This window comes from Streptomyces sp. NPDC059452 (assembly GCF_042750035.1).
In the GTDB taxonomy this organism is placed as follows: Bacteria; Actinomycetota; Actinomycetes; order Streptomycetales; family Streptomycetaceae; genus Streptomyces.
The window spans coordinates 156,788-179,001 of record NZ_JBHYVE010000010.1 but is presented as its reverse complement, the minus strand read 5'-3'; the positions used below and the strand labels follow the sequence as shown (position 1 = coordinate 179,001).

Below are 22,214 nucleotides of genomic sequence, written 5' to 3'. Positions count from 1 at the left end.
CTAGCAGCTCGGCCAGGGGTTCACACAGGACACTGGTAGATGGTTCGGACAGCGCGGGGGTTGCCCCGCGGCGCATGAGGAGGCATCGGTGGCGGGCGAGTCCCCCGACAAAACGGAGCAGCGGAAGTCGTCGGGGACGGCTGCGGAGGAACATGACCCGCGCTTCGCGGTGTTCCGTGAACCCGGTGCGGGTGCGGATGTGGACGGGGCTGCGTCGGATACGGCTACGGCTGTTTTCCGGCCGCGGCTTCCGGAGGGCGAGTCTTCTGCCCCCGCTTCGGCTTCTGCCCCTGCTTCTTCTACGGCTGCTTCTTCTTCGACTTCTTCTTCGGCTTCTACGGATTCTGCGGCGGAGGGGCCTTCTTCTGGCGCGGGGAAGCCCGCTTCCGGCGAGGAGGAGCCCGCGAAGGCCTCTGGGGGCGCTGTAACGCCTCAGAAGCTCGCAGGGGACTCCGTCGGGGAACCCTCGGACTCCGAGGGCTCCGAGGGCTCCGAGGCTCTTGGCGTGGCCGCAGAGGCCCCTGAGGGCGATGGCGAGGACCGGGCCGGGGAAAGGGTCGGGGCCGAGCCGGAGCCCGGTGATGTCCGGCTGCGCGCTGCGGTCGCCGCATGGGTCGATGCCGCCGCCGAGGACACGACCGCCGAGGACGTGGCGGCGGAGGGCGACGAGGCAGAGGGCGGGGCCGAGAGCGGGCCGAAGGCCGACGCCGAGTCCAAGCCCGAGTCCAAGCCCGAGGCCGAGCGCGTTGAGGAGTCTGCCGGGAAGCCCGCGGGCGTCGAGGAGCCCGAGCCCGAAGCCGAGGCCAAGGCCAAGGCCGACCAGCCGGAAACCGGCGCCGACTCCAGCTCAGAGGCTGGCACCGCATCCGACACTGGCAGCGACACCCCCTCCGGCACCGGCTCCGACCTGCGAGGAATCGATCAGCCCACGGCCGTTTTCAAGGCCGTCGCGCCCCCCAAGAAGGTCGACCAGCCGACGACCGCGCTGAAGCTTTCGCCGCAGGAGCTCCAGGACCTCAAGGCGGCCGGTGACAAGGCCGGTGACCAGGCCGGTGACCAGGCGCGGGACAAGGCCGGTGACCAGGCGCGGGACAAGCCCGAGAGCACCGTCGAGCGCACGAGCACCTTCGTACCCCTGCGCTCCGACGACGTACGCGAACGCCCTGCTCCGGCCTCCGCTTCCGCTTCTGCTTCCGCCCCCGCGCCCCGCAAGCCGGAGCCCGGGAGCCCGGAGACCAAGGCCCCCGCAGGCGCGCCGGAGGCCACCCCGGCCCCCGCCCCCGCCGCTCCCTCCTGGGCGGCCGCCGAGCGGACCCGGCAGCAGCCGCTGCCGCCCAAGCCGCCGCTCGACCTGCTCGCCGAGCTGACGAACACCCCGCCACCGGCCGAGACCCCGGTCCGTACGGTGGTGCGCCGGATCAAGATCTGGACCCCGCTGGTCCTCCTCCTGCTGATCATCTTTGCGATCGCGCAGATGATGCGCCCGTTGCCGGAGCCGGTCCTGGAGCTGACGGCGAAGCCGACGTACGCCTTCGAAGGCGGCGAGACCGAGCTCTCCTGGCCGGGCCAGGGGCAGTCCGCCGTGATGGTGGACGGCGTCGGGTCGCTCGGTTCCGAGGGGGCGCAGAAGCCGGCGCCCATCGCCAGCGTCGCGAAGGTCATGACCGCCTACGTGATCCTCAAGGACCACCCCCTCAAGGGTGACGAGGAGGGCGAGACGATCACCGTCGACCAGAAGGCCGAGGACGAGTCCCAGCGTCCCGACGAGTCGACGGCCCCGCTGACCAAGGGCCAGCAGCTCAGCCAGCGGCAGATGCTCCAGCTCCTGATGATCCCCTCGGGGAACAACGCGGCGCGGCTGCTCGCCCGGTGGGACGCGGGCAGCGAGGACGCGTTCATCGACAAGATGAACGACGCGGCCAAGGACCTCGGGATGACCGACTCGACGTACACGGACCCGAGCGGGCTGGAGAAGACCACCGTCTCCACCGCCACCGACCAGCTCAAGCTGGCCCAGGCGGTCATGCGCAACGAGGTGTTCCGCGAGATCGTGGACATGCCCGAGGTCGAGATCAAGGGCATAGACGGCAAGATCTACAACAACAACACCCTCCTGCTGGAGCCCGGTGTGAGCGGGATCAAGACCGGTTCCTCCACCCCGGCGGGCGGCAACCTGCTCTGGTCCGCGAACACCGTCGTGGACGGCAAGAGGCTGTGGATCTACGGAGCGGTCATGGGCCAGCAGGCCGGTACCGGCCGGGTCTACGACAGCCTGACGCTCTCCCTGACCAACAGCCTGAAGCTGATCAAGGACGCGCAGAAGGCGGCCACCTCCGCCACGGTGGTGAAGAAGGGGGACGTGGTCGGGTATGTGGACAACGGGTTCGGCGCACGGACCCCGGTGATAGCGACGAAGAACCTCAAGGCGGTCGGCTGGCCCGGCCTGGAGGTCGAGCTCAAGGTCACCGACAGCGGCAAGGGCATCGAGCACGCCGCGAAGTCCGGCAGCGAGGTCGGCATGGTGACCGTGGGCACGGGCACCGGAAAGGTCACGGCACCGGTGGTGCTCCAGGACGACCTGACCGAACCGGCGATCGGCGACAAGCTGACGAGGATCGGGATCGGCTGACCGGCCGGAGTTACGCGGGGTGGGTACGGGACGGTGTGAGCGGCATCGCTGACCCCGTCCCGCGCCGGGGACGCCCTGCTTTTATGTCGGGGGTATGTGTCGGAGGTACGTGTTAGCGTCCCCGGACAACTGGATGACGCCGGCACGCGTCTTATTCGGGTGTACGGGGCCGGCGGATGACGGGGAGAGCCGTAGTGACCACCGCGGAGCCGAGACCCGGCCGCGAGGCGGACAGCACCACAGGGAAGAGCGCGGGAACGGCCGCGACGGCCGGGGGCGACGCCTCGCCCCATGAGGACGTCGTCGGCGGCGCCGTCAGCGCGCCCGCGCGCGTCCTGGTGCCCTCCCCGCGCGCGCCGGAGCCCACCGGGGACGCCGACTCCGCACCGCCGCCCACCCGGGCCCGGCGGCTGCTGCGCCACCCCGTCACCATCGCCACGGCGGCCGCGGCCGTCACCCACGTCCTGTGGTTCCTCTTCTTCGCCAACAGCGGCGGCGACATCGCGGCGCAGGACGCCTGGGCCGAGTTCGTGGGCCGGCACCCGGGCACCGCGTACAACCTCGCCTGGTACGGGGGCATGCACCCCGTCTCGTACAGCGTGGTCTCGCCGTATCTGATGTCCGTGCTCGGCGTCCGGTCGACGATGATGATCGTCGGTACGGTCTCGGCCGGGCTGACCGCGCTGATCCTGGTCCGGGTCCGGGCCGTGCGCAACCCGCTGGCCTGCTCGCTCGCCGGGGTCTTCGCCTACCTCTGCAACGCGCTGTCGGGGCGGGTGACGTTCGGGCTCGGCATGATGTTCGCCGTCGGCGCCGTCGCCGCGGTCTTCTGCTGGCCCCACCGCTGGCGGTACAAGCGGTGGGCCAAGGCGGCCGTCGCGGCGCCGCTCGCCGGTCTGGCGACCGCGTCCAGTCCGGTCGCCGGGCTCTTCCTCGGGGTCGTCGCCGCCGCGCTCTTCCTCCACAAGCGGCGCCCCGGCGCGTACGCGATCGGGCTCGCGCCCGTCGCCGTGGTGGCGCTGTCCTCCCTGCTGTTCCCGTTCTCCGGTACGCAGCCGATGTCGCTCGGGACGGTGTCGCTGCCGTTCGCCTTCTCGGTCCTCGTCTTCTTCCTCGTACCGCGCGACTGGAGCACGGTCCGCACCGCCGCCGCCGTCTACGGCTTCGGCACGGTCCTCACCTACTTCGTCGACTCGCAGATCGGGTCGAACGTGACCCGGATGGCGATGCTGTTCGCCGGGATCGCGTTGCTCGCCGCCCTGCCGTACACGGTGCCGCGCAGCCGCCGCTGGTACGCCCTGGTGCTCGCCTTCGCCGGGCTCAACTTCTGGATCGGGTACAAGGGCGTCGACGACATCGTCCGCACCGCCCCCGACGCCTCCTGGGCCCGTTCGCTGGCCCCCCTGGTCAACCAGCTCCAGCAGGTCGGGGCGGAGCGGGGCCGGGTCGAGGTGGTCCCCGCGAGCAGCCACCGGGAGGCCTCGGCGCTGGCCACGTACAACCTGGCCCGGGGGTGGAACCGGCAGGCCGACATGGAGCGCAACCCGCTCTTCTACGACGACACCCTGGACGCGGTCAACTACCGTCAGTGGCTGGACCGCTGGGCGGTGCACTATGTGGTGCTGCCCACCGGCAGGCCGGACATGGGGGCCCGGCAGGAGGCGGAGCTCGTCGGGCAGGGGCTGCCCTACCTCCGCGAGATCTGGAGCGACGAGAACTGGAAGCTCTACCGGGTCCTGGAGCCGACCCCGCTCGCCGATCCGCCCGCGACGGTGGAGAAGGCGGGGGCGAACGAGCTCACGATCCGGGTCGAGTCGGCGGGCCGGGTGCTGATCCGGATCCCGTACACGCGCTGGCTCGGCCTCGTCGACGAGCAGGGCAAGAGCCTGGAGGGGCCGCAGGAGACCGAGGAGTCCAAGCTGCGGACGCGGGAGGACGAGACCGCTCCGAAGACCTTCGACAACCTCCACGGCTGCCTGAACAAGATCGAGGACGGCACGTACGGGGACGAGTGGATCGAGCTGCTGGCGCCGAGGCCGGGGGTGTACCGGCTGGCCGCCCCGTACAAGCTCCAGCCGGGAACGCCGTGCCCGGAGGAGCTCAGCTGAGCTGAACCGGCGCCTGGGACAAGGGCGTTACGGGCCGGTTGGCTGTACGGACCATCGTTCGCTGGACCTCCCTCTACGGGGGCCGTCCTGGCAAGGTGTCCTGGCATGAGGTGCCAACACTGCGGCGGCGGCCAACGCGGCGCGCTGCCAGGAATGGTCTGCTCCGGATGCGGGGCGGCCCGTTCCCGTACGACGGCCGGCGACGGTTCCTGGATCGCACACGAGACCCTGACGGGCCGCGTCTCCACGCTGCCCCGACGACGTAAGGCCGCCCTGGCGGCGGGAGCCGTGGTGGCCGCCGGAGGACTGGCGGCGGTGGCCACGCTGCTCCTGTCCGGCGGCGGGGGTGTGGGCGGCGCAGGCAGCAGCCGTACGGACGCGGCGGGGATGGCGGGCGCGCTGCCGGACCGGGTCGGGGGCGGGGCGCCGAGCCGGATCGGGCCGGGGGAGGACGCCTCGGGGGTGCCGGAGCCCGCGCCCGAGGTGACCTCCGGGACCCCGGAGACCGAGGAGCCGGATGGGGAGGGGCACCGCTTCACGGGGTGGGCGGGGCCGGGATGCGCGGCGGGGGAGTACCGGGAGGACGGCCGCTTCGAGAGGGGCGAGGCGGGCTGGTACACGGTGGCCTCCGGCGGCTTCACCGGCGGCGGCTGCGACGGCCGGTTCAGCGCCGTCCCGATGTCGGGCAGCCCCACGGAGGACCGGCGCTCCACCGCCACCTGGTCCTGGCACCTGGGCGACGGCTACCGCGTGTGCGCGCTGACCGTGTTCGTGCCCTCGGTGACCGGGGACGGCAGCGACCGCGATGTGGCGGGCGACCCGAGCGTCTACCGGGTGCTCTCCGACCCGGACGACGCGGAGTCGGCGTACACCGGGTTCGCGGTGCGCCAGACGCAGCACCGGGGGCGCCCCGTCGAAGTCGGCGACTATCCGGTCAAGGGCGACACGTTCGCCGTACGCCTCATCGACCGGGGCCGGGACTGGGGCGCGGCGGACCGGGTGGGGGCGCACCACGCGGCGGCACAGATGCGGGTCGCCTGCCGCTGAGGTGCCTGGCCTGCGGGGCGCTTCACGGCCTGCTCCGGGTGAAGTCACGGTCGTACGAGGAGAGTTCGGCGGCCGGACCGGCGGGCGGCCCGCAGTACGGTGTCCAGGGCTCGGTCCGGATCGGCGTCGTAACATCCGCTGGCCCAGGCCGCGTTGGCTTAGGCGACCGCCCACCGCCCACCGCCTCTCGTCGCCGACGCCGACATCGACGACGATCGCGGACGGCGGGGTTTGCTGCGGCGGCCGCGAGCAGATCCCGGGCGAACGCGAGGGCCCCGGGAGCCGCGCGAGCCAGGGGCCCGGAACGGCGTTGTGCCGCCTCGGGCCCGCCTGGTTCACTCACCGTGTGAACCGCGACTCCGCCACTCTCGTACGTACGCTGATCGCCGCCCAGTTCCCGCACTGGGCGGACCTGCCGGTGAAGGCGGTCGACGCGAGCGGGACGGCGAACGCCGTCTACCGCCTGGGCGACGACAAGGCGGTACGGCTGCCGCGTACGGAGGGGAGCGCGGCGGACGTGGCGACGGAACACCGCTGGCTGCCCCGTCTGGCTCCGCGACTGCCCGTGCCCGTTCCGGCGCCGCTGGCCCAGGGGGTTCCGGCCGAGGGCTTCCCCTGGGCCTGGTCGGTGTGCACCTGGCTGGAGGGCGTGAACCCCGTTCCGGGTGAAGGGACTTGGGGGCCGGAACTCCTCGCGGTCGACCTGGCGGAGTTCGTTCTCGCGCTGCGCCGCATCGACACCACGGGCGGCCCGCGCGCCTACCGGGGCGAACCCCTGGCGTCCCGGGACGGCGTGACACGTACGGTGATCGCCGAGCTGGACGGCGTCCTCGACGCGGGGGCGGCCGTCGCGGCCTGGGACGAGGCGCTGGCCGCCCCGGTCTTCACGGGCGCGCCCGTGTGGGTGAACGGGGACCTCCAGCCGGGCAACGTCCTGGTGGCGGAAGGCCGCCTCGCGGGAGTGATCGACTTCGCGTGCATGGGCCTGGCCGACCCGGCCGTCGACCTGATTGCCGCCTGGTACCTGCTGCCCGCCGGGGCCCGGGAGACGTTCCGTACGGAGGTCGGGGCCGACGATGCGAGCTGGGCGCGGGGGCGCGGCTGGGCCCTGTCCATCGCGCTGATGGAGCTCGCGGCCTACCGGGAGTCGAACCCGGTGATGGCGAGGAACGCATGGTGGGTGACCGGGGAGATTCTCGCCCGGTGACCGCGCACAGTCCTGCCTGCCGAGGCTCATTCAGGGCTCGCGCTCAGGGCTTGCGCTCAGGGCTCTTTCAGGGCTCGCTTAGGGGCCGTTCAGGGTTCGTTCGGGGTTCGGTTCGAGGTTCGTCCGGCAAGGGAGAGCTGTCCCCCCTTGAAGAGGGGGGACAGCCGTAGTGAGGGCGAACGCCCGCGCTTCTAACGTCGGATGGGTGAGATACGCAGAGAAGATCACCCACAGCCAGGCGGCCCGCAGTGCCGCAGCCGCAGTGCTCGTGCTCGCCCTGGGCCTCACCGCGTCGCCGGCCCTGGCCGCGCCCTTCGACGGCAGGGCGCCGACGGCGGCGGGCAGCCAGGCCGCCGACCATCGTGCCGGAGCCGGACTCGACCGCTACTACAGCCAACGCCTTGCCTGGGGCAGTTGCCTACAGGCTCCCGACGACACGGTGGGGCGCGAGCTCGACCGGGCGGGCGTGCAGTGCGCGGACGTGACCGTTCCGCTGGACTACTCCGCACCCCGGGGCCGGACGATCACGGTCGCGATCTCCCGGCTCAAGGCCACGGACACCCGCCACCGCATCGGCGCGATCCTCCTCAACAACGGCGGCCCCGGCGGTACGGCCGTGGAGTCCCCGCCGGGCATCCGCAAGGCGATGAAGGGGGTCGGCTCCCGCTACGACATCGTCGGATTCGACCCGCGCTTCGTCGGCCGCAGCACTCCGCTGGACTGCGGCTGGCCCGTCAGCTTCACCTGGTTCTCGGCCGGTGCGGGCCGGGCGGGCTTCGACCGCCAAGTGGCCCTGAGCAAGAGCCTCGCCGAGAAGTGCCGCGCCACCAACGGCTCGGTCCTGCCGCACGTCACCACGCGCAACACCGCCCGCGACATGGACGTCATCCGGGGTGCGCTGGGCGAGCGGAAGATCTCCTACCTGGGCTATTCGTACGGCACCTACCTGGGCACGGTCTACACCCAGATGTTCCCCGGACGCCACGACCGGGTGGTCCTGGACGGAGCGGTGGCCCCGGATGACTACGGCCCCCGGCTGCTGAAGGGCACGGTAGGGGAGAACGAGCGGGCGCTCTCCGCCTGGGCCGCCTGGGCGGCGGACCGTCACACCGCCTACGGCCTCGGCCGCACCCGTACCGCCGTGCTCGCCACCATCGACGGCGTGATGGCGAGGGCGGCGCGCGGCCCCCTGACGATCGGCACCGCACCGGAGGTCTTCCGGCTCGACGACACCCACATACCGCTGTTCCTCTTCATGGGCGTGGCCGACGACACCGACGGGTCCCGGGCGTTCCTGGCCGAGCAGGTCTCCGTACTGGCCAAGGCCGCGAAGGGCCGCCCCGCGAGCCCGTCACCGGAGTTCGCGGAGATGCTCCGCGCCACGCTGAGCGGCGCGGACTCGCCCTCCGGCAGTGTCCAGATGGCGATCATCTGCGGGGACGCGCCGGCCCCGCGCGATCCGGAGGTCTACTGGCGGGACATTCAACGCACCCGCGCCGCGCACCCCCTGTTCGGCCCCCTCACCGAGAACATCGGCCCGTGCGCGTTCTGGAACCCCCCGCGCGAGCACCCCACCCGCATACGCCACGACGCCCCGGCCCTGATAGTCGCCGCCACCGGCGACCCCCGCACCACCTACCGGAGCAGCGTCGCCCTCCACCACCAACTGCCCGGCTCCAGGCTCCTCACCCTCAAGGGCGCCAACCGCCACGGGCTGTACGGGGAGTACGGGAACGCCTGCGTGGACAGGAAGGTCAACCGGTACCTGGAGACGGGCAAGCTGCCCAGGAAGGACGAGGTCTGCGTGAAGTGACGCGGTGAGGTGGCGACGCGGTGAGGCGGCGACACGGCGACACGGCGACACGGTAAGGCGGTGACGCGGTGAGGCGGTGGAGCCCGGGAGCCGTGAAGCCGGGAGCCGTGAAGCCGTGAGTCCCGTGAGTCCTGTGAAGTGAAGCAGGGGGGCTACTCCACCTCGATGCCGTAGTCCTGGACCAGCTCCTCCAGCCCGCCCCGGTAGCCGCGCCCACCGGTGACGAACTCCCAGTCGCCGTTGGCGCGGCGCCGGAAGGATCCCAGGACGAGGGCGGTCTCGTCGTCGCGGCCGTCGGAGACGTCCAGCTGGTCGAGAGGTGTGCCCTCGGCGTCGAGCAGCCGGATTCCGGCGCCGGTGAACCCGGCGAGATCGGCCGAAGGGTTGACGACGGGATCGATCGCGGCGATGACGACCAGGCGGTCCGCGCGTGCGGGCAGGGCGTCGAAGGAGACCTGGATGGCGGCCTTGTCCGGAGCCAGGGGAGTGAGCGCGCGGACCGTGCCGTCGGGTGTCCGGGGGTTGTTGTAGAAGACGAAGTGGTCGTCGTCCAGGACCCGGTTGCCGTGGCACACGAGGGCGCAGACATCCAGGGCGACGCTGCCCGACCAGTACATGCCCAGTACGTTGTGGTCGTCGTCGTTCGCCCCGTTTCCCTTCCCGTTCCCCTTCCCGCTGCTGTTCCTGCTGTCGACCCCGCGGTCGTTCTCGCTTCTGCCGCCGCTACCGCTACCGCTACCGGTCTCGCTGTCCGGTGCTGTCCGCTGGGTGGGCACCGGCCCGTCCGCGCCGTGCCTGTCCGCACTGTGCCCGTCCCCGCTGGTCCCGTCCGCCCTGCCCGCCCCGCCGTCCCCGTTGCCCAGTCGGCCGCGGAGGCCGTGGCGGTGGAGCAGGTCGACAAGTTCGGAGCCCGCGACCAGCTCCAGGGGCTTGCCGTTGGCGAAGGTGTGCGCGCCGGGGCCGAACCGGGAGGTCGTGACCAGTACGCCCTTGTTGGCCCCGGCGTCCTGGACGGTGCCGTACAGGTCGCGGACGGCTGTCGGCGGCACGGTGTTGCGGTAGCGCTTGACCTGGACGACGATCTTGCCGCCGCGGATCGGGGCCGGGTCCAGGGCATCGACGTCCACGCCGCCGTCGTTCGAGCGCTGTGTGGTCACGGCCTGCATGCCCATGGCCCGGAAGAGTTCGGCGACCAGCGTTTCGAAGGCGATGGGGTCCATCTCGTACAGATCCGGCTCTTCGTCGCCCCCATGGGTGACGACCCCGTTGCCGACGCTTTCGGGCAGTCGGCCGGGCCGTACGGGCGCGTACTGGTCGGGGCGCGTCGACAACTGCCCCCGCAACCCGTCCACCAGGCAGTTGACGGCGTTCACCTGTTCCAGATGCAGCGCGGCGAAGGCCGAACGCGACACCATGACCGTACCGAGGAACATGGGCGTCCGACGGCCGGTCGTCGGGTCGTGATCGTCCACGAACCCGTTCAGCGCGACCGACTCCAGCGCACCGAACTCATCGGCCGCGAAGAGATCGCGCAACACCAGCAGGAGGCACTGTGCGAGGACGTCCCGGTAGAGGGTGCGGCGCTGTGTGACCGGCCGGGGCGAGTCCTTCACCTGATCGGCGTTGATCATGTAGCGCGCCGACTTCGCCTCCGGGACGACGTCGTACCGGGGCAGTTCCCAGTTCAGCACGAGCTGCCGCGCTCCGGAGTCGTACGCTGCCGCCACCTGACGGGGCAGGCCCGCCGGCCAGCCGGTCGAGGCGTAGAGGGCGGCGGAGAAGTACTCCACGGCCGCTTCGGGGTCCCCGTTGCGCAGCCCCGTCGTCATGTCCGTGATGGCGGCGTTGTGCCGGTGGATCTCGCCCAACTTGCCTGCGGCCCACTGCTCGTACTGCTGCCGGTAGGCGGCCAACTGCTGCTGCCGCTGCGCCTCCGCGACCTGCGCGGCCTGCCAGTCCCGCTCGAACCGGGACCGCGCTTCCGCCTGGGCCTGAGCCCGTCGGGCGGTGGTCCAGCCTCCCTGCGGCTGGTACTGGTTCTGATCCGGCATACGGATGGGCTGCGCGAGCTGTCCGGGCGCGAACGCCGCGATCTGGACGCGATCTCGCGTTGCCGGGCGCGCTCCTGCCTCTCCAGGTCCCGCTGGTATCCGGCTTGCGCCTCTTGTCGGCGTTGCTGTTGGCGCTGCGCTTCGGCCCAGACACCGACCAACCCATTGGAGCGACGGCTCATGCTCTACAGGCCCTCCCCACCAGCGGCTCGGCGCATGCGCATCGAGTCCTGGCCCCATAACCAGCAGTGATGGAGCGACTCTAGTCGGCAACCTGCCGTGCGCCCATGCCCTTGGCACAGTTGCCCGTACGCAGGAGGCGTGGGCGGGTGCGGACTTGCGCCCGTGGCGGTCCGGGAGAACATGGGCGGACCGCCTGCGCGCGTGTCGCCGACTCCCGTGAGAACGAGGGTATTCCTGCTGTGAGTACAGAATTTCCCGCCGGTCCGCCGGCCGCCGCCCCCTCGTCCCCACGAGCCGGCCGCCCCCTCCGGACCCCCCACTCCGCCGCCCGCCCCACCCGCCCCACCCGCCCCGCCCGTACGTCGGCATGTCCGTTCTGCGCCATCGTGGCCGGTACGGCACCGGCCCACGTCGTCCGGGAATGGCCGGACACGCTCGCCATCGCGCCGACGGACGGGGTGACGGCCGGGCACACGCTGGTGATCCCGAAGACCCATGTGGCCGATGTCGGCGTCGATCCGGAGGTCTCGGCCGCGACGATGCTGCGCGCGGCGGAACTCGCCGCCGAGCTGGGGCCGTGCAACATCATCACCTCCCGGGGGAGGGACGCGACACAGTCCGTGTTCCACCTCCACCTGCACCTTCTGCCTCGTCGCGGGGGCGACGGGCTGGCGCTGCCGTGGTCGCCGGGGACCCGGGGGAAAGATCACGAAGCGGTCAGCTGACAGATTGCAGTCAGCTGACAGATTGTCGGGACATGGCTCACATCTGTTGATCAGATCGAGTTTGGTTCGTCATTCCCGGGATAAGACGTGAATCAGACAGTCCACAGATAGGCTGAATCCGGCCTGTGCGGGCTGAATGAGGGAGCATGCAATGGCGCGTGGTTCAGTGACGTTCGGCGTGGAGTTACGGCGCCGCAGGGAGGCGGCCGGGGTGTCCCTCCGGGCCCTGGCCCGTGCGGTCCGCTTCTCCGCGAGCCACCTGAGCAAGGTGGAGCGGGGGGAGAAGAACGCGAGTGTCGCCCTGGCCCAGAGGTGCGACCACGAGTTGTCGGCAGGCGGCGCCCTCCGTGACCTGGTCCACGCGAAGGCCCCCAGGAAGCCTCCGATATCCGACGGCCCTGTGGATGGGGGAGCGCCGTGGGCGACCCCGCGTCGCTCGACCGGTGGAGTGCACGACCTTCTCGCTCCCGATCAGGCGATGCCTGGCCAACCCGACTCCCAGTCGGTCGAGTTGACCTGGTGCCTTACCTCCGCGCCGGTCGGCAGTGCCGAAGTGGCCCGCGCGCTGGGGCACTTCCGGCGCCTCTACGACGAATGCCGTTCGCTGGGGCAGGTGTTCGGGCCGATGGCGGTCAGGGAGATCCTCGCCTCCTCCATCAACTCCCTGCGCGGCATCGCCGGATCGGCGCATCCGGCCGACCGGGCCGCCGCACTGCGGCTCGCGGCCAGGTTCGCGGAGTACGCGGGGTGGATGACCCAGGAGGCGGACGACGAGCTCGGTGCGCTGTGGTGGAACGGGCGGGCGGCGGCCCTCGCCACTGCCGCCGACGACACGGAGTTCGTCGCCTACACACTGATCCGGCGCGCCGAGATGGCGCTCTACCGCGATGACGCCCGCTCCGTGGTCGAGCTGGCGCGCCGCGCCGACGCCCAGTCACGGAGTGCGCGCGTCCGTGGCCTGGCGGCGCAGCGGGAGGCCCAGGGCCATGCGCTCATGGGCCATGACGCCGCGTGTCTCGGCGCGTTGGGCCGTGCGGCGGAGCTGCTGGCGGAAGAAGGGGCGGGGGAGGCGGCGGGTCAGGCGGCGAGCCGGACGGCGGGTCAGGCGGCCGGGGCCGTCGCCGCTGCCGGGGGTGATCCGGTGCCGGGCAGTGCCCACCTGGCCGGACCGGCGGAGTTCGTCTCCGGCTGGTGCATGCACGACCTGGGCCGGTCGGCCGAAGCGGTGGACGTGCTCGCGGGGGGTCTGGAGACGATCCCGGCCGAGGCCCGGCGGGCGAGGGCGCGCTACGGTGCCCGCCTCATGCTGGCCCTGGCCGAGGCCGGGGAGCTCGCGGAGGCCTGCGCGATGACCGAAGCCGTCACCGCGTCGGTGGTCGTCCTGGACTCGGCCACGATCCGTGCCGACCTCCGCCGGCTGAACCGCGCGCTCAACAGGTGGCCGCGCCACTCCGACGCCCGGCAGGCGTCCCACCACATCGCGGCCGCACTCCATACGGGGGGACATGTGCGGGGACACACCCCGCCGCCCTTCATCTGACCGCTCCTCACCACCACGCGAACCGAGCGAACCACGCCTCGGCCCCTGTCCGCACACCTGCGTACTCGGCCGCTCCTCCGTCGTACCCGGATGTCTTCCGGGTGCGCCCACATGCGCTGTGACGCACCGCCATTGACTGCCCGAGGTGTGTTCCGTTTCCCCGTGAATTGGGCGCGGGCAACTCTTGACCGCTCCTGAACACACTGCGAGTCTCACATTTCCCGGCTCTTCACACGGCCGGCCACAGCCATTCCATCCGATGGCTCCCCTCCCCGAACTCTCGCGGACTCCCGCGACTCTTCTCCGGTTCCCGAGAGTTCCCGCCGAGAAAGAAGGCTCATGATGGCTGGGATTTTCATCAACTACCGGACCGGTGACGGAGATGAAGCCGCAGTTGCCATCGACGGCGAACTCCTCAAGGTCTTCGGAAAGAGCCGCGTCTTCCGTGACCGCCGAAACATGGGCGCGGGCACGGACTTCCCGCCGGAGCTGCGCGCGCAGTTGGAGAAGAGCACGGTGCTCCTCGTGCTCATCGGGTCAAAGTGGCTGCGCCTGAAGGAGAAGGGCACCGGAAAGCGCCGGATCGACCTGGCACACGACTTTGTACGGGAGGAGATCCGGACATCCCTGGAACAGCGGAAGCTCGTCATCCCCGTGCTGCTGGATCTGGATTCCGACCTGCCCGGAGCCGACGAACTTCCCGAGGACATCGCCCGGCTCAGCCAACGTCAGGCTGCGCGGGTGAGGGTGCCGTATACGCATATCGATGTGAAGCCGTTGGTCAAGGAACTCCGGCGGCACGTTCCGGCGAAGAAGGACCAGAAGTCCGGTAAAAAGCGGGAAAGCGGCGGCGGAACGTATATCAGGAAGGCGGAGCGATCGGCCATCGCGCAAGGGGATGCCACCTATTACGAGAACGCCCCGGCGGAGCCCGCCAAGTCCCCCAAGCCCGCCAAGTCCTCTGAGTTCGCCAAGGCCACCAAGTCCCCCAAGGCCACCAAGCGGAAAGGCGCATCATGACCGAACCACCGATGCCGGACGGTGAGGACCCTCCGGACTCAGCGGACCTCCCCGGACAGGAGCCGCTCCCCGCCCCGGCGAGCGGCGGCACCGGCTCCACCGACTCCACCTACAAGAACGAGGCGATGGCGGCCGAGGACCCGTTCGACGGCGGCCAGGTCGACTTCGCCGAGCACCGGGCGGCCCGTGAGCACAGCCTGCTGAAGGCCAGGCGGAGCGCGGTCAGCACCGGCAAGCACGGCAGAGCCTTCTACGTGGAGAACTACCACGGCGAGTCCGCCCCGCCCTCCTCCGAGGTCTGGGCGATCCCCTTCGAGGCGGACGCCCTCCTCGGCGTCCACGAGAAGGTCGCCGGCCATGCCGACATGGCCCTGAGCCTCAAGGAGCACCGCCTCGTGGTCCTTCAGGGGCCGCCCGGCACCGGCCGCTACGCGACGGCCGCCACCCTGCTGGCCGCGTTCTGCGCCCGGTACGCGCTGCACACCCTGCACCGTGACGAGGGTGACGTCCTGCAAGGCGCGTACGAGCAGGCGGAGACGTTGCTCGGTGAGGGCCGGGGGTACGTGGTGGACGTCGGGGCGCAGCCGTACGGCGTCCGTACGCTGGAGACGCTCGCCCGGCGCGCCACGCTCGCGGGGGCGTACGTCGTCGTCATCGGCGAGCTGGCCCCCTACGGGACCGACTGGCCCCAGCACCTGGTGTTCGAGCACGGGCGCCCCGATCTCTCCGCCGTGCTGGAGGCGCATCTGCGGGCCCTGCTGGCCACCCACCGCGGCCACTGCACCGTCGGCCGGGGGTGCCGTCCGGCCGACGTGGAGGCGTACATCGCGCGGCTGGCGGGCGAGCGGCGGATCGAGCGGGCGCTGGGCATGGCGGCCTCCGTGGCGGAGGTCGTACGGCTGGCACGGAAGCTCGCCGGGCACATCCACTCCGACGAAGCCGACATCGCCGGGGCCATCGGTGAGTGGCGTGACCGACTGCCGCTGCTCGCACGGCAGTTGCTCAGCCCGGGTAACGCCTCCGACCCCGATGCGCTGCTGGACCCGCACCGGCAGGCGATCCGGATCGCGTACGCCTGCTTCCACGGCCATCCACTGGCGGACGTCATCGAGACGGGCAACCTGCTGAGCGGTACGGTGCTGCCGCGCTTCGAGACCCGGGACACGGAACCCGTGAACCTCGTCTTCGCCCGGGAGATGGACCGCCTCGTCCCGCGCGAGATGCGGGCGCCCGAGACCTGGGCGACGACCGTACGCGCCGACGGTCCGCGCCGGGCCGCGCTGGTGAACCCGGAGCTGCTGCCCGCCCTGCTGGAGGTCGCCTGGCACAGCTACGGCGACCTCCAGAAGCCGCTGCTGCGATGGCTGGAGGCGATCGTCTCCAGGAACACCACCAGAAAGTCCCGTGTCCCCGAACGGATCAGGGTCCGCGTGGCCGAGATCGTCGGCATCCTCATGCGGTTCGACTTCGACTTCGTCTACCGAGAGACGGTCCACCCCTGGGCCGTCGGCCGTTCGTCGGTGCACCAGCAGTGCGCCGCCCTGGCGCTGGAGATGGCCGCCTCGCAGGAGGCCCTGTCCCGGCGGGTGGCCTCGCGCCTCAAGAACTGGACGGGGGGCCACAACCAGGGGCTGCACAACAGCGCCGCCCGTACGTACGGGACCACCGTGGGGCTCCAGGACCTGCCGGTCGCCCTGCGGGAACTCCGCCGGCTGGGCACCAAGCCCCAGCTGGCGTCCAGCAACGCGGTCGCCTTCTCCATGGCCTCGCTCTTCCTGGAAGGGCCGGTGGACCCGGTCGCCGACGAGCTGGACGCCTGGATCACCTCGGCGGACGACTACCTGCCGCAGCACGCGGTCCGCTCGATGCTCGCGCTGGGCCGGTTCACCGTACGTACTCCCCGGCGCGGCAGACCGGCGCTCGCGGAGCTCGCGCTGGCCGACGAGCGCCGTCGGCACCTGCTGGTGAGCCTGCTGCGCCGGGCCCTGACCACGCAGGAGACATCGGCCCGCACCTGGACGCTTCTGGAGCGGTGGCTGACGGGCGCGGAGGGCGACGAGGGCCTTGAGCGGCTGTTCGAGGAGATCGTCCCCCGGGTCCTCCATGGGCCGCTGCGCGGACGGGCCCTGTTCCACCTGGGGCTGTGGCGTCTGCGGCGGCCGGAATCCGCGGTCCTGCGAACCATCCAGCGGTCCATCACGCTCGGCAGCGCCGGGCCCGGAGAGAGGAAGTAGCCATGGCCGTACGAAAAGGCCTCTTTGCCAGTATCCGTGACTGGTGGCGGGGAGACCCCGGCGCCGCGGAGGGGGAACGCCCCACCCGGACTCGGGCGCCCGGGCCCCCGGCGCCTGACGCCCTGCCCAGTACGTTCGTGGAACCCGTACGGGACGAGGCGATAGCCGAACTGCCCCTCCACGGTGTGCCGATGACGGTGGCCGCGCGGGACGATGTGTTCGAGTTCCACTTGACCCCGCACTTCCGCTGGCGCAGTACGGAGATGTCGTTCGAGGAGCTGGGAGAACGGGCGGCGGCCCTGGAGGAGCCGGCCCGCCGCGAACTGCTCCGGCGGGCCTGGGGCATCGCCCGCTCCTACGACCCGGCCGACCCGGTCGCGGCGGAGGAGGCCATCAACCGCAGGCTCGGCGAGGCGTGGTGCTACACCGAGGACAAGGGCGTGATCAGCTGCCGGGCCTCCGTCCGGGTGCGGAGCGATCCCGCGCTGCGGGACCACGTACGGCCGTTCCGGCTGACCGAGCTGCGGATGAGGGAGGAGCACCGGCTCGGTGAGCTCAAGGCCCAGCACGCGGCGGCCCTCACGGAGATCTGGATCGACGTGGTCACCACGCTGGAGATGACCGACGAACCGGGCGCGGTGGAACGGCAGTTCCTGGCTCCCTTCGTCGCCCCGCTCGCCGACCGCGACTTCGCCGCCACGATGAAGGCGCTGCGCGAGACCCGGCGCACCGGAACCGAGGCGCTGGCCCGGGTGCTCGGCCAGGCGGCCAAGGAGCACGACCAGGTGGGGCTGTACGAGTTCGCCAACGCCTACGACAAGGCCCTCAGCAGCTTCTGCAAGCAGATGGGCGTCTCGCCGTTCGCGTGGGCGATCTCGGAGACGGCAGGGGCGGGGGAGGCGGAGGCGGAGGCCGGTTCGGGATCGGGGTCTGGTTCCGCTTCCGGTACGGGCTCCGGCTCGGGTTCTGCTTCCGGTTCCGGTTCCGGTACGGGCTCCGGTTCCGCTTCCGGCTCCGGCTCGGAAGGGGCCTCCCAGTGAGGGCCCCCGGAGCGGCCCGACGCCTGGCCCCCGTTCTCGTGGTCGCGCTCCTGTCCGCGGGCCTCACGTCCTGTGGCGGGAAGACGCCTTCCGCCGGGAAGTGCGACTGGATGGAGAAGACATCCCCGGGCCGCTCCCACACGGTGATCCTCGCGGACGTCTCGGCGTCCCTGCGCGGTGCGACGGCGGCCGACCGGGGCCGGGACCACACCAAGGCCGTCACCCCGTATCTGGAGAAGGCGGTGCAGGCCAGGAACACCGTCTCGCTGGGGGCCTTCGGCGGCGGGGGAGACGTCGAGTGGCCCGCCCTGAGGCTGTCGACCGACTGGATCTGGAAGAACGACAACCCGGGCAACCGGGACCGGCGCAAGGAGGACGCCCCCGGCTGCCTGGAGAAGCGCCTGTCCCGGGCGCAGCAGACGGTCCCCGGGAGCGGCGGTACCGACATCCTCGCCGCCATCCGGTCGGCCGCCGCCGTCCTGGACGAGGACTCCGGACGCGAGGACTCCGGAAACAGCGACTCCGGAAACAGCGACTCCGGAAACGGGGACGGATCGGGGGTCAACGAGCTGATCGTCCTCACCGACGGCCTCTCCACCGCGGGCTGCGCCGACCTGCGCCCCTCACGGTTCGACGACGACAAGGAGATCGACGCCTTCGCCAACGTCTGCCGTGCCGCCGCCGAGCTGGCGGAGGAGTCGCTGGCGGGTGTGCGGGTCACCTTCGTGGGTCTGGGCCGTACGGCAGGCGCCCAGCCCGCCCCCACCCCGGCCCAGGCGAGCTGGCTGAACCGGCTCTGGCTCCGCCTGTGCGCGGAGACCCACCCGAAGCCGGCGGGGGCCGAGGACTGCCGTGCCGTCGACACCCCCGTACCCGAAACGCTGCGCCGGGCGTCCCAACCGAAGCCGCCCGTGGACCCGGTGGTCCGTTTCGGTGCGGGGCACGCACGGACGTACCCGATCCCCGGGGCCGCGCTGTTCGACCCGGACTCCGCGGTGATCAGGGAGCAGGGCATGGAGAGGGTCACCGAGATCGCGGTGGAGGTGCGGAACAGCCCCGGGGCGGAGGTGCAGGTGCTCGGCTACGTCGATCCACGCGGCGGGTCCGGGAACAACCTGCTGCTCTCCCAGCAGCGGGCGGACGCCGTCGCGGAGGTGCTGACGGCCCACGGGGTGCCCGGTGTGACGGCGTACGGACGCGGGCTGGCCGGCGCCTGCCCCGAGCCGGTCGCCGGGAGCGGCACCCGCAACGCGGACGAGGCACTTCAGTGCGACCGCCGGGTCGACATCGTGGTGACGAAGTAACAGGTGACGAACGGGGAGGCGGTAGCGGTTCATGAGCGTCAATGGGGAGACAGCACCGAACGACACGCGGCCGAACGGCGCGCGCTATCAGGCGGCGAAGCCCTGCGGCCGTGAGTTTCTGACGCTGTCCGTCCGGGGGAGCGGCGATCCGTTCACCGGAACCGGCACCGAGCCCGCCGGGCCGGCCGGGCGGCTGGTCGACCGGACGGACAGCAGGGAACGCGCGGTGCTGATGCGGGCGTTCAGGACCGCCAACACCCAACTGGCCGAGGCTCAGGCGGAGCTCGGCGCCACTGCCGCGAAGGTGCTCGGCTCCGCCGAGCGGGTCCGTGGCGGGATCGAGGCCGTGGAACGCTTCACCATGGGCCGGTCACCGGCCCGGGCCCGCCGGAGCGCCCGGCGGCTGGAGCGCGAGCACGCCACGGACGGCCCCGAGGATCTGAGACGGTCCCCCGTCCTGTGGCGGTGGGTGCTCGGGTTGAGCCTGCTGGCCAGTGCGGTGTTCGAGGCCGCTTTCATCGCGAAGATCGTGCAGGAGGTCGTACTCGCCGGAGAGGGCTCACTGGAGTGGTATCTCGCCTATCTGCCGGGCGTCGGGATCACCGTGTGCCTGCTGGCGGCGGGCACTCTGCTCGCGGACTCCGTGTTCCGGTTCAGGACGCGTGCGGACCGGAAGCCGGAGCGACGGCGTACCGGCCTTCGCACCGCCGTACGCGATCGGTGGAGGCGTGAGGAGCCGCTGACCGAGAAGCGGGCGGACTCGGATCTGCCCTGGCCGAACATGACGGTTCCGGTCCTGCTGACGGCCGGCATCCTGGGAATGGTGGCGGTGTGGGCCTACCTGCGGACCACCTACTCCGCCGATGACCACCCCCACCTGGAGGCCTACCGCCCGGCCGTGGTGGTGCTCCTCCTCACGCTCAGCGCCTCCGCGATCATGGCCAAGATCCTGGCCCACAACCCGTACGCGGACCGGGCCCGGGAGGTCCGGAAGGCCACGGAGAAGACGGAGAGGTCCGCGGGGTCCGTGCTGGAGGCCGCCCGGAAGGAGCTGGCCCTGCACGTCACACCCTGGTCCTCGCTGCGGTCCGCGATGGTGGTCGCGGAGGACCGGGCCCGCCGCACGCTCGACGACGCCTGCATCGCCCTGGTGGAGGAGCGGGCCAGGACGGGGGCGGCGGGCGGCTTCGACTTCCCGCTGGGCATGACGGTCTGGCCGTACCCGGAGGAGGACGAGCGGTCGGGCCTCCCGCCGGCCGACACCTCACCGCGTCTCCGGCTGGAACTGCTCGACGAGATCAGGGAGGTGCTGAACGCCCACGCCCCGTCGAAGCTGCACGACCGCCTCGAAGAGGTGGCCGCGCGGCTGAACAGCCAGTGGGAGACCGAAGACGACACCGCCGTACGGGAGTCGGACGTACAGGAGTCGGGCGTACAGGAGTCAGACGTACGGGAGTCGGGCGTACGGGAGACCGACGTACGGGAGTCGGGCGTACGGGAGACCGACGTGGCCGAGGGCTCCGCGTGAGCGCGCTCCTCGGGGAGGAGCGGGTCAAGCATCTGGAGTTCCTGCAGCACACCATCGCCCGGCTCGGGACCAACTCCTTCCTGATCAAGGGCTGGAGCATGACGCTGAGCGGAGCGCTCGTCGCCGTTTCGAGCAGTAGGCCGACCTGGACGGTGGTGGTGGCCGCGCTGATGATGACCGCGGGCTTCTGGCTGCTGGACAGCTTCTACCTCGGACAGGAACGGCTCTTCCGCTCCCTCTACGAACGCGCGTCCGCTCCCACCGCCGAGGGCCCTGTGCCCCTCTTCACCATGGACGCCGAGCGTCATGGGACCCCGGTGGCCTGGCGGGCGGTGGCGCTGTCCCGGACGATGCTGCTGTTCCACGGGATCCTGGCCCTGATCGACCTGCTGGTGGCCGCCTCGCTGGTGGGGGGCTGGTAGGGCCCTCTCACGCCCCGGCGGGGAGGGCGCCGGGCCCCTGGTGTGCATGTGGAGTTCACCGTACGAACCCGATCCGGCAACCGAGCCCTTCACGGAGATCGGCACGGTGTGTCCTGGCCCGTCGAACAGAACACCAGTGCCGCCGGCCACTTCCGCTGCCGAGCCGCTGTCAGGAGCCTGCCGCCACGATGGACAAGCCACTCCCCGGACAGGCCACCCTCGCCGCCTCCGCCTCCGCCTCCGCCTCCGCCAGCCGTGCGGGCGGGGCGGACCGGGCCAGGAACCCGTGGTGGGACAACGCCCGGTTCCTCTCCGCCACGCTGATCGTGATCCTGCACACCGGCGGCAGCATCATGGCGCGAGAGGACGCGCTCCACTCCTTCCACATTGCCAGCTGGGCCTTCCGGGTGCCCGCCTTCGTCATGCTGGCCGGGGTGTTCAGCAGCGCGGGCCCGCTCGGCCCCCGTTCCCTGCGCACCCTGCTCCAGAGCATCGTGCTGCCCGCCCTCGCGTTCAGCCTGCTCTACTCGCTGGAGAAGTACTGGCTGGGCGACGAGTTCACCGTGCATATCGTCCAACTGCCGTGGACACTCTGGTTCTTGATGTCCCTCTTCTTTTGGCGGCTGCTCCTTCCGCTGGTGGTCCAGCTGCGTCACCCCCTGCTCGTCACCACGGGTGTGGCCCTCGCCGTGGGGTACGTGGACGAGTTCGGGCTGGCCTACTCGGCGAGCCGTACGCTGGTCTACCTGCCGCTGTTCTACCTCGGCTGGCGGATCGGCCAGGGGGGTCTGGGCACCTGGTTCACCAGCCGCTGGAGCCTGTACGCGGCGGTCGCCGGGATCGCCGCCTCCTGCGTCGTGGGGTGGCTCTGGCACAGGGACATCAAGGGCAACTGGCTCTCCATGCGCCACCCCTACTCCGCCGCCGACCCGCTGAGCCTGGAGTGGGCCTGGCTCATCCGGCTGCTGGTGCTGGCCTCGGCCGCGGCCCTGGTGCTCTGCATGCTGCGGCTGATGCCCCGGCGGCGGCTGCCGCTGATCACCACGCTGGGCGCGGGCGGGTTCACGATCTACCTGCTGCACCCGCTGGTCATCCTGCCGTTCCGGGAACTGGGCTGGATAGCGCGGGTGAACACCCCGGTGGAGATCGTCGGCCTGGTGCTGTGCGCGATCCTGCTGACGATGGTGCTCGGCTCCCCGCCCGTACGCCGCCTGGTCCGCCCCCTGACCCGCCCGCCCACCGGCTGGCTCTTCGCCCCGGCCACCCCCGGCCCCCAGCAGCAACGGGACCGGCCCCCCGCCGACGTACCACCGGCACCGCCGCCCGTACAGGAGCCGGAGCCCGTGCGTACGCCGTAACCCGT

15 protein-coding genes are annotated in these 22,214 nt (G+C 71.5%); 14 read left to right on the top strand and 1 reads right to left on the bottom strand.

Translation table 11 applies throughout. The annotated features are described in order from the left end of the window. Positions 1 to 88: 88 nt before the first annotated feature. The 5 genes from ACFW9Z_RS16090 (at position 89) to ACFW9Z_RS16070 (ending at position 8,804) form a co-directional block, all read left to right on the top strand. Positions 89 to 2,629, top strand: a complete 2,541-nt coding sequence (locus ACFW9Z_RS16090) for a serine hydrolase (protein WP_384640359.1) — start codon at positions 89 to 91, stop codon at positions 2,627 to 2,629. A gap of 194 nt (positions 2,630 to 2,823) precedes the next feature. Further along, on the top strand, positions 2,824 to 4,737 hold the full coding sequence (locus tag ACFW9Z_RS16085; protein WP_384640356.1) for an MFS transporter: 1,914 nt from the start codon (positions 2,824 to 2,826) through the stop codon (positions 4,735 to 4,737). Positions 4,738 to 4,842: 105 nt separating this feature from the next. Next, the gene (locus ACFW9Z_RS16080) at positions 4,843 to 5,784 is read left to right on the top strand and encodes an adhesin (RefSeq protein ID WP_384640353.1); all 942 of its coding nucleotides are present in this window, start codon (positions 4,843 to 4,845) and stop codon (positions 5,782 to 5,784) included. A gap of 346 nt (positions 5,785 to 6,130) precedes the next feature. Beyond that, on the top strand, positions 6,131 to 6,991 hold the full coding sequence (locus ACFW9Z_RS16075) for an aminoglycoside phosphotransferase family protein (RefSeq protein ID WP_384640350.1): 861 nt from the start codon (positions 6,131 to 6,133) through the stop codon (positions 6,989 to 6,991). A gap of 205 nt (positions 6,992 to 7,196) precedes the next feature. Then, entirely contained in the window at positions 7,197 to 8,804 is a 1,608-nt protein-coding gene (locus ACFW9Z_RS16070) for an alpha/beta hydrolase (RefSeq protein WP_384640347.1), read from the top strand. Between the two features lie 152 nt (positions 8,805 to 8,956). Here the strand turns inward: ACFW9Z_RS16070 and ACFW9Z_RS16065 are convergent, their stop codons facing one another. Further along, positions 8,957 to 10,855 carry a restriction endonuclease gene (locus ACFW9Z_RS16065; protein ID WP_384640345.1) on the bottom strand — a complete coding sequence of 633 codons (1,899 nt, stop codon included), beginning with the start codon at positions 10,853 to 10,855 and terminating at the stop codon, positions 8,957 to 8,959. A 422-nt stretch (positions 10,856 to 11,277) separates the two neighbouring features. Here ACFW9Z_RS16065 and ACFW9Z_RS16060 point away from each other — a divergent pair, with 422 nt between their 5' ends. From ACFW9Z_RS16060 to ACFW9Z_RS16020, 9 genes are all read left to right on the top strand, one after another. Beyond that, positions 11,278 to 11,763 (top strand): HIT family protein, encoded by a 486-nt coding sequence (locus tag ACFW9Z_RS16060; RefSeq protein WP_384640343.1) that lies wholly within the window; start codon positions 11,278 to 11,280, stop codon positions 11,761 to 11,763. 151 nt (positions 11,764 to 11,914) lie between these two features. Next, a complete protein-coding gene (locus ACFW9Z_RS16055; protein WP_384640341.1) occupies positions 11,915 to 13,303 on the top strand; it encodes a helix-turn-helix domain-containing protein in 1,389 nt (462 codons plus the stop codon). Between the two features lie 339 nt (positions 13,304 to 13,642). Further along, entirely contained in the window at positions 13,643 to 14,323 is a 681-nt protein-coding gene (locus ACFW9Z_RS16050) for a toll/interleukin-1 receptor domain-containing protein (protein ID WP_384640338.1), read from the top strand. Continuing rightward, positions 14,320 to 16,557 (top strand): hypothetical protein, encoded by a 2,238-nt coding sequence (locus tag ACFW9Z_RS16045; RefSeq protein WP_384640335.1) that lies wholly within the window; start codon positions 14,320 to 14,322, stop codon positions 16,555 to 16,557. The genes ACFW9Z_RS16050 and ACFW9Z_RS16045 overlap by 4 nt, the downstream gene beginning before the upstream one ends. 137 nt (positions 16,558 to 16,694) lie before the next feature. Then, positions 16,695 to 17,597, top strand: coding sequence for a hypothetical protein (locus tag ACFW9Z_RS16040; protein WP_384640332.1), 903 nt, complete (start codon positions 16,695 to 16,697; stop codon positions 17,595 to 17,597). A gap of 110 nt (positions 17,598 to 17,707) precedes the next feature. Continuing rightward, positions 17,708 to 18,901 carry an OmpA family protein gene (locus ACFW9Z_RS16035; protein ID WP_384640330.1) on the top strand — a complete coding sequence of 398 codons (1,194 nt, stop codon included), beginning with the start codon at positions 17,708 to 17,710 and terminating at the stop codon, positions 18,899 to 18,901. A gap of 31 nt (positions 18,902 to 18,932) precedes the next feature. Next, positions 18,933 to 20,429, top strand: a complete 1,497-nt coding sequence (locus tag ACFW9Z_RS16030) for a hypothetical protein (RefSeq protein ID WP_384640327.1) — start codon at positions 18,933 to 18,935, stop codon at positions 20,427 to 20,429. Then, positions 20,426 to 20,851, top strand: a complete 426-nt coding sequence (locus tag ACFW9Z_RS16025; RefSeq protein WP_384640324.1) for a hypothetical protein — start codon at positions 20,426 to 20,428, stop codon at positions 20,849 to 20,851. Before ACFW9Z_RS16030 ends, ACFW9Z_RS16025 begins: the two co-directional genes overlap by 4 nt. Before the next feature lie 188 nt (positions 20,852 to 21,039). Next, positions 21,040 to 22,209 carry an acyltransferase family protein gene (locus tag ACFW9Z_RS16020; protein ID WP_384640321.1) on the top strand — a complete coding sequence of 390 codons (1,170 nt, stop codon included), beginning with the start codon at positions 21,040 to 21,042 and terminating at the stop codon, positions 22,207 to 22,209. Positions 22,210 to 22,214 lie beyond the last annotated feature (5 nt).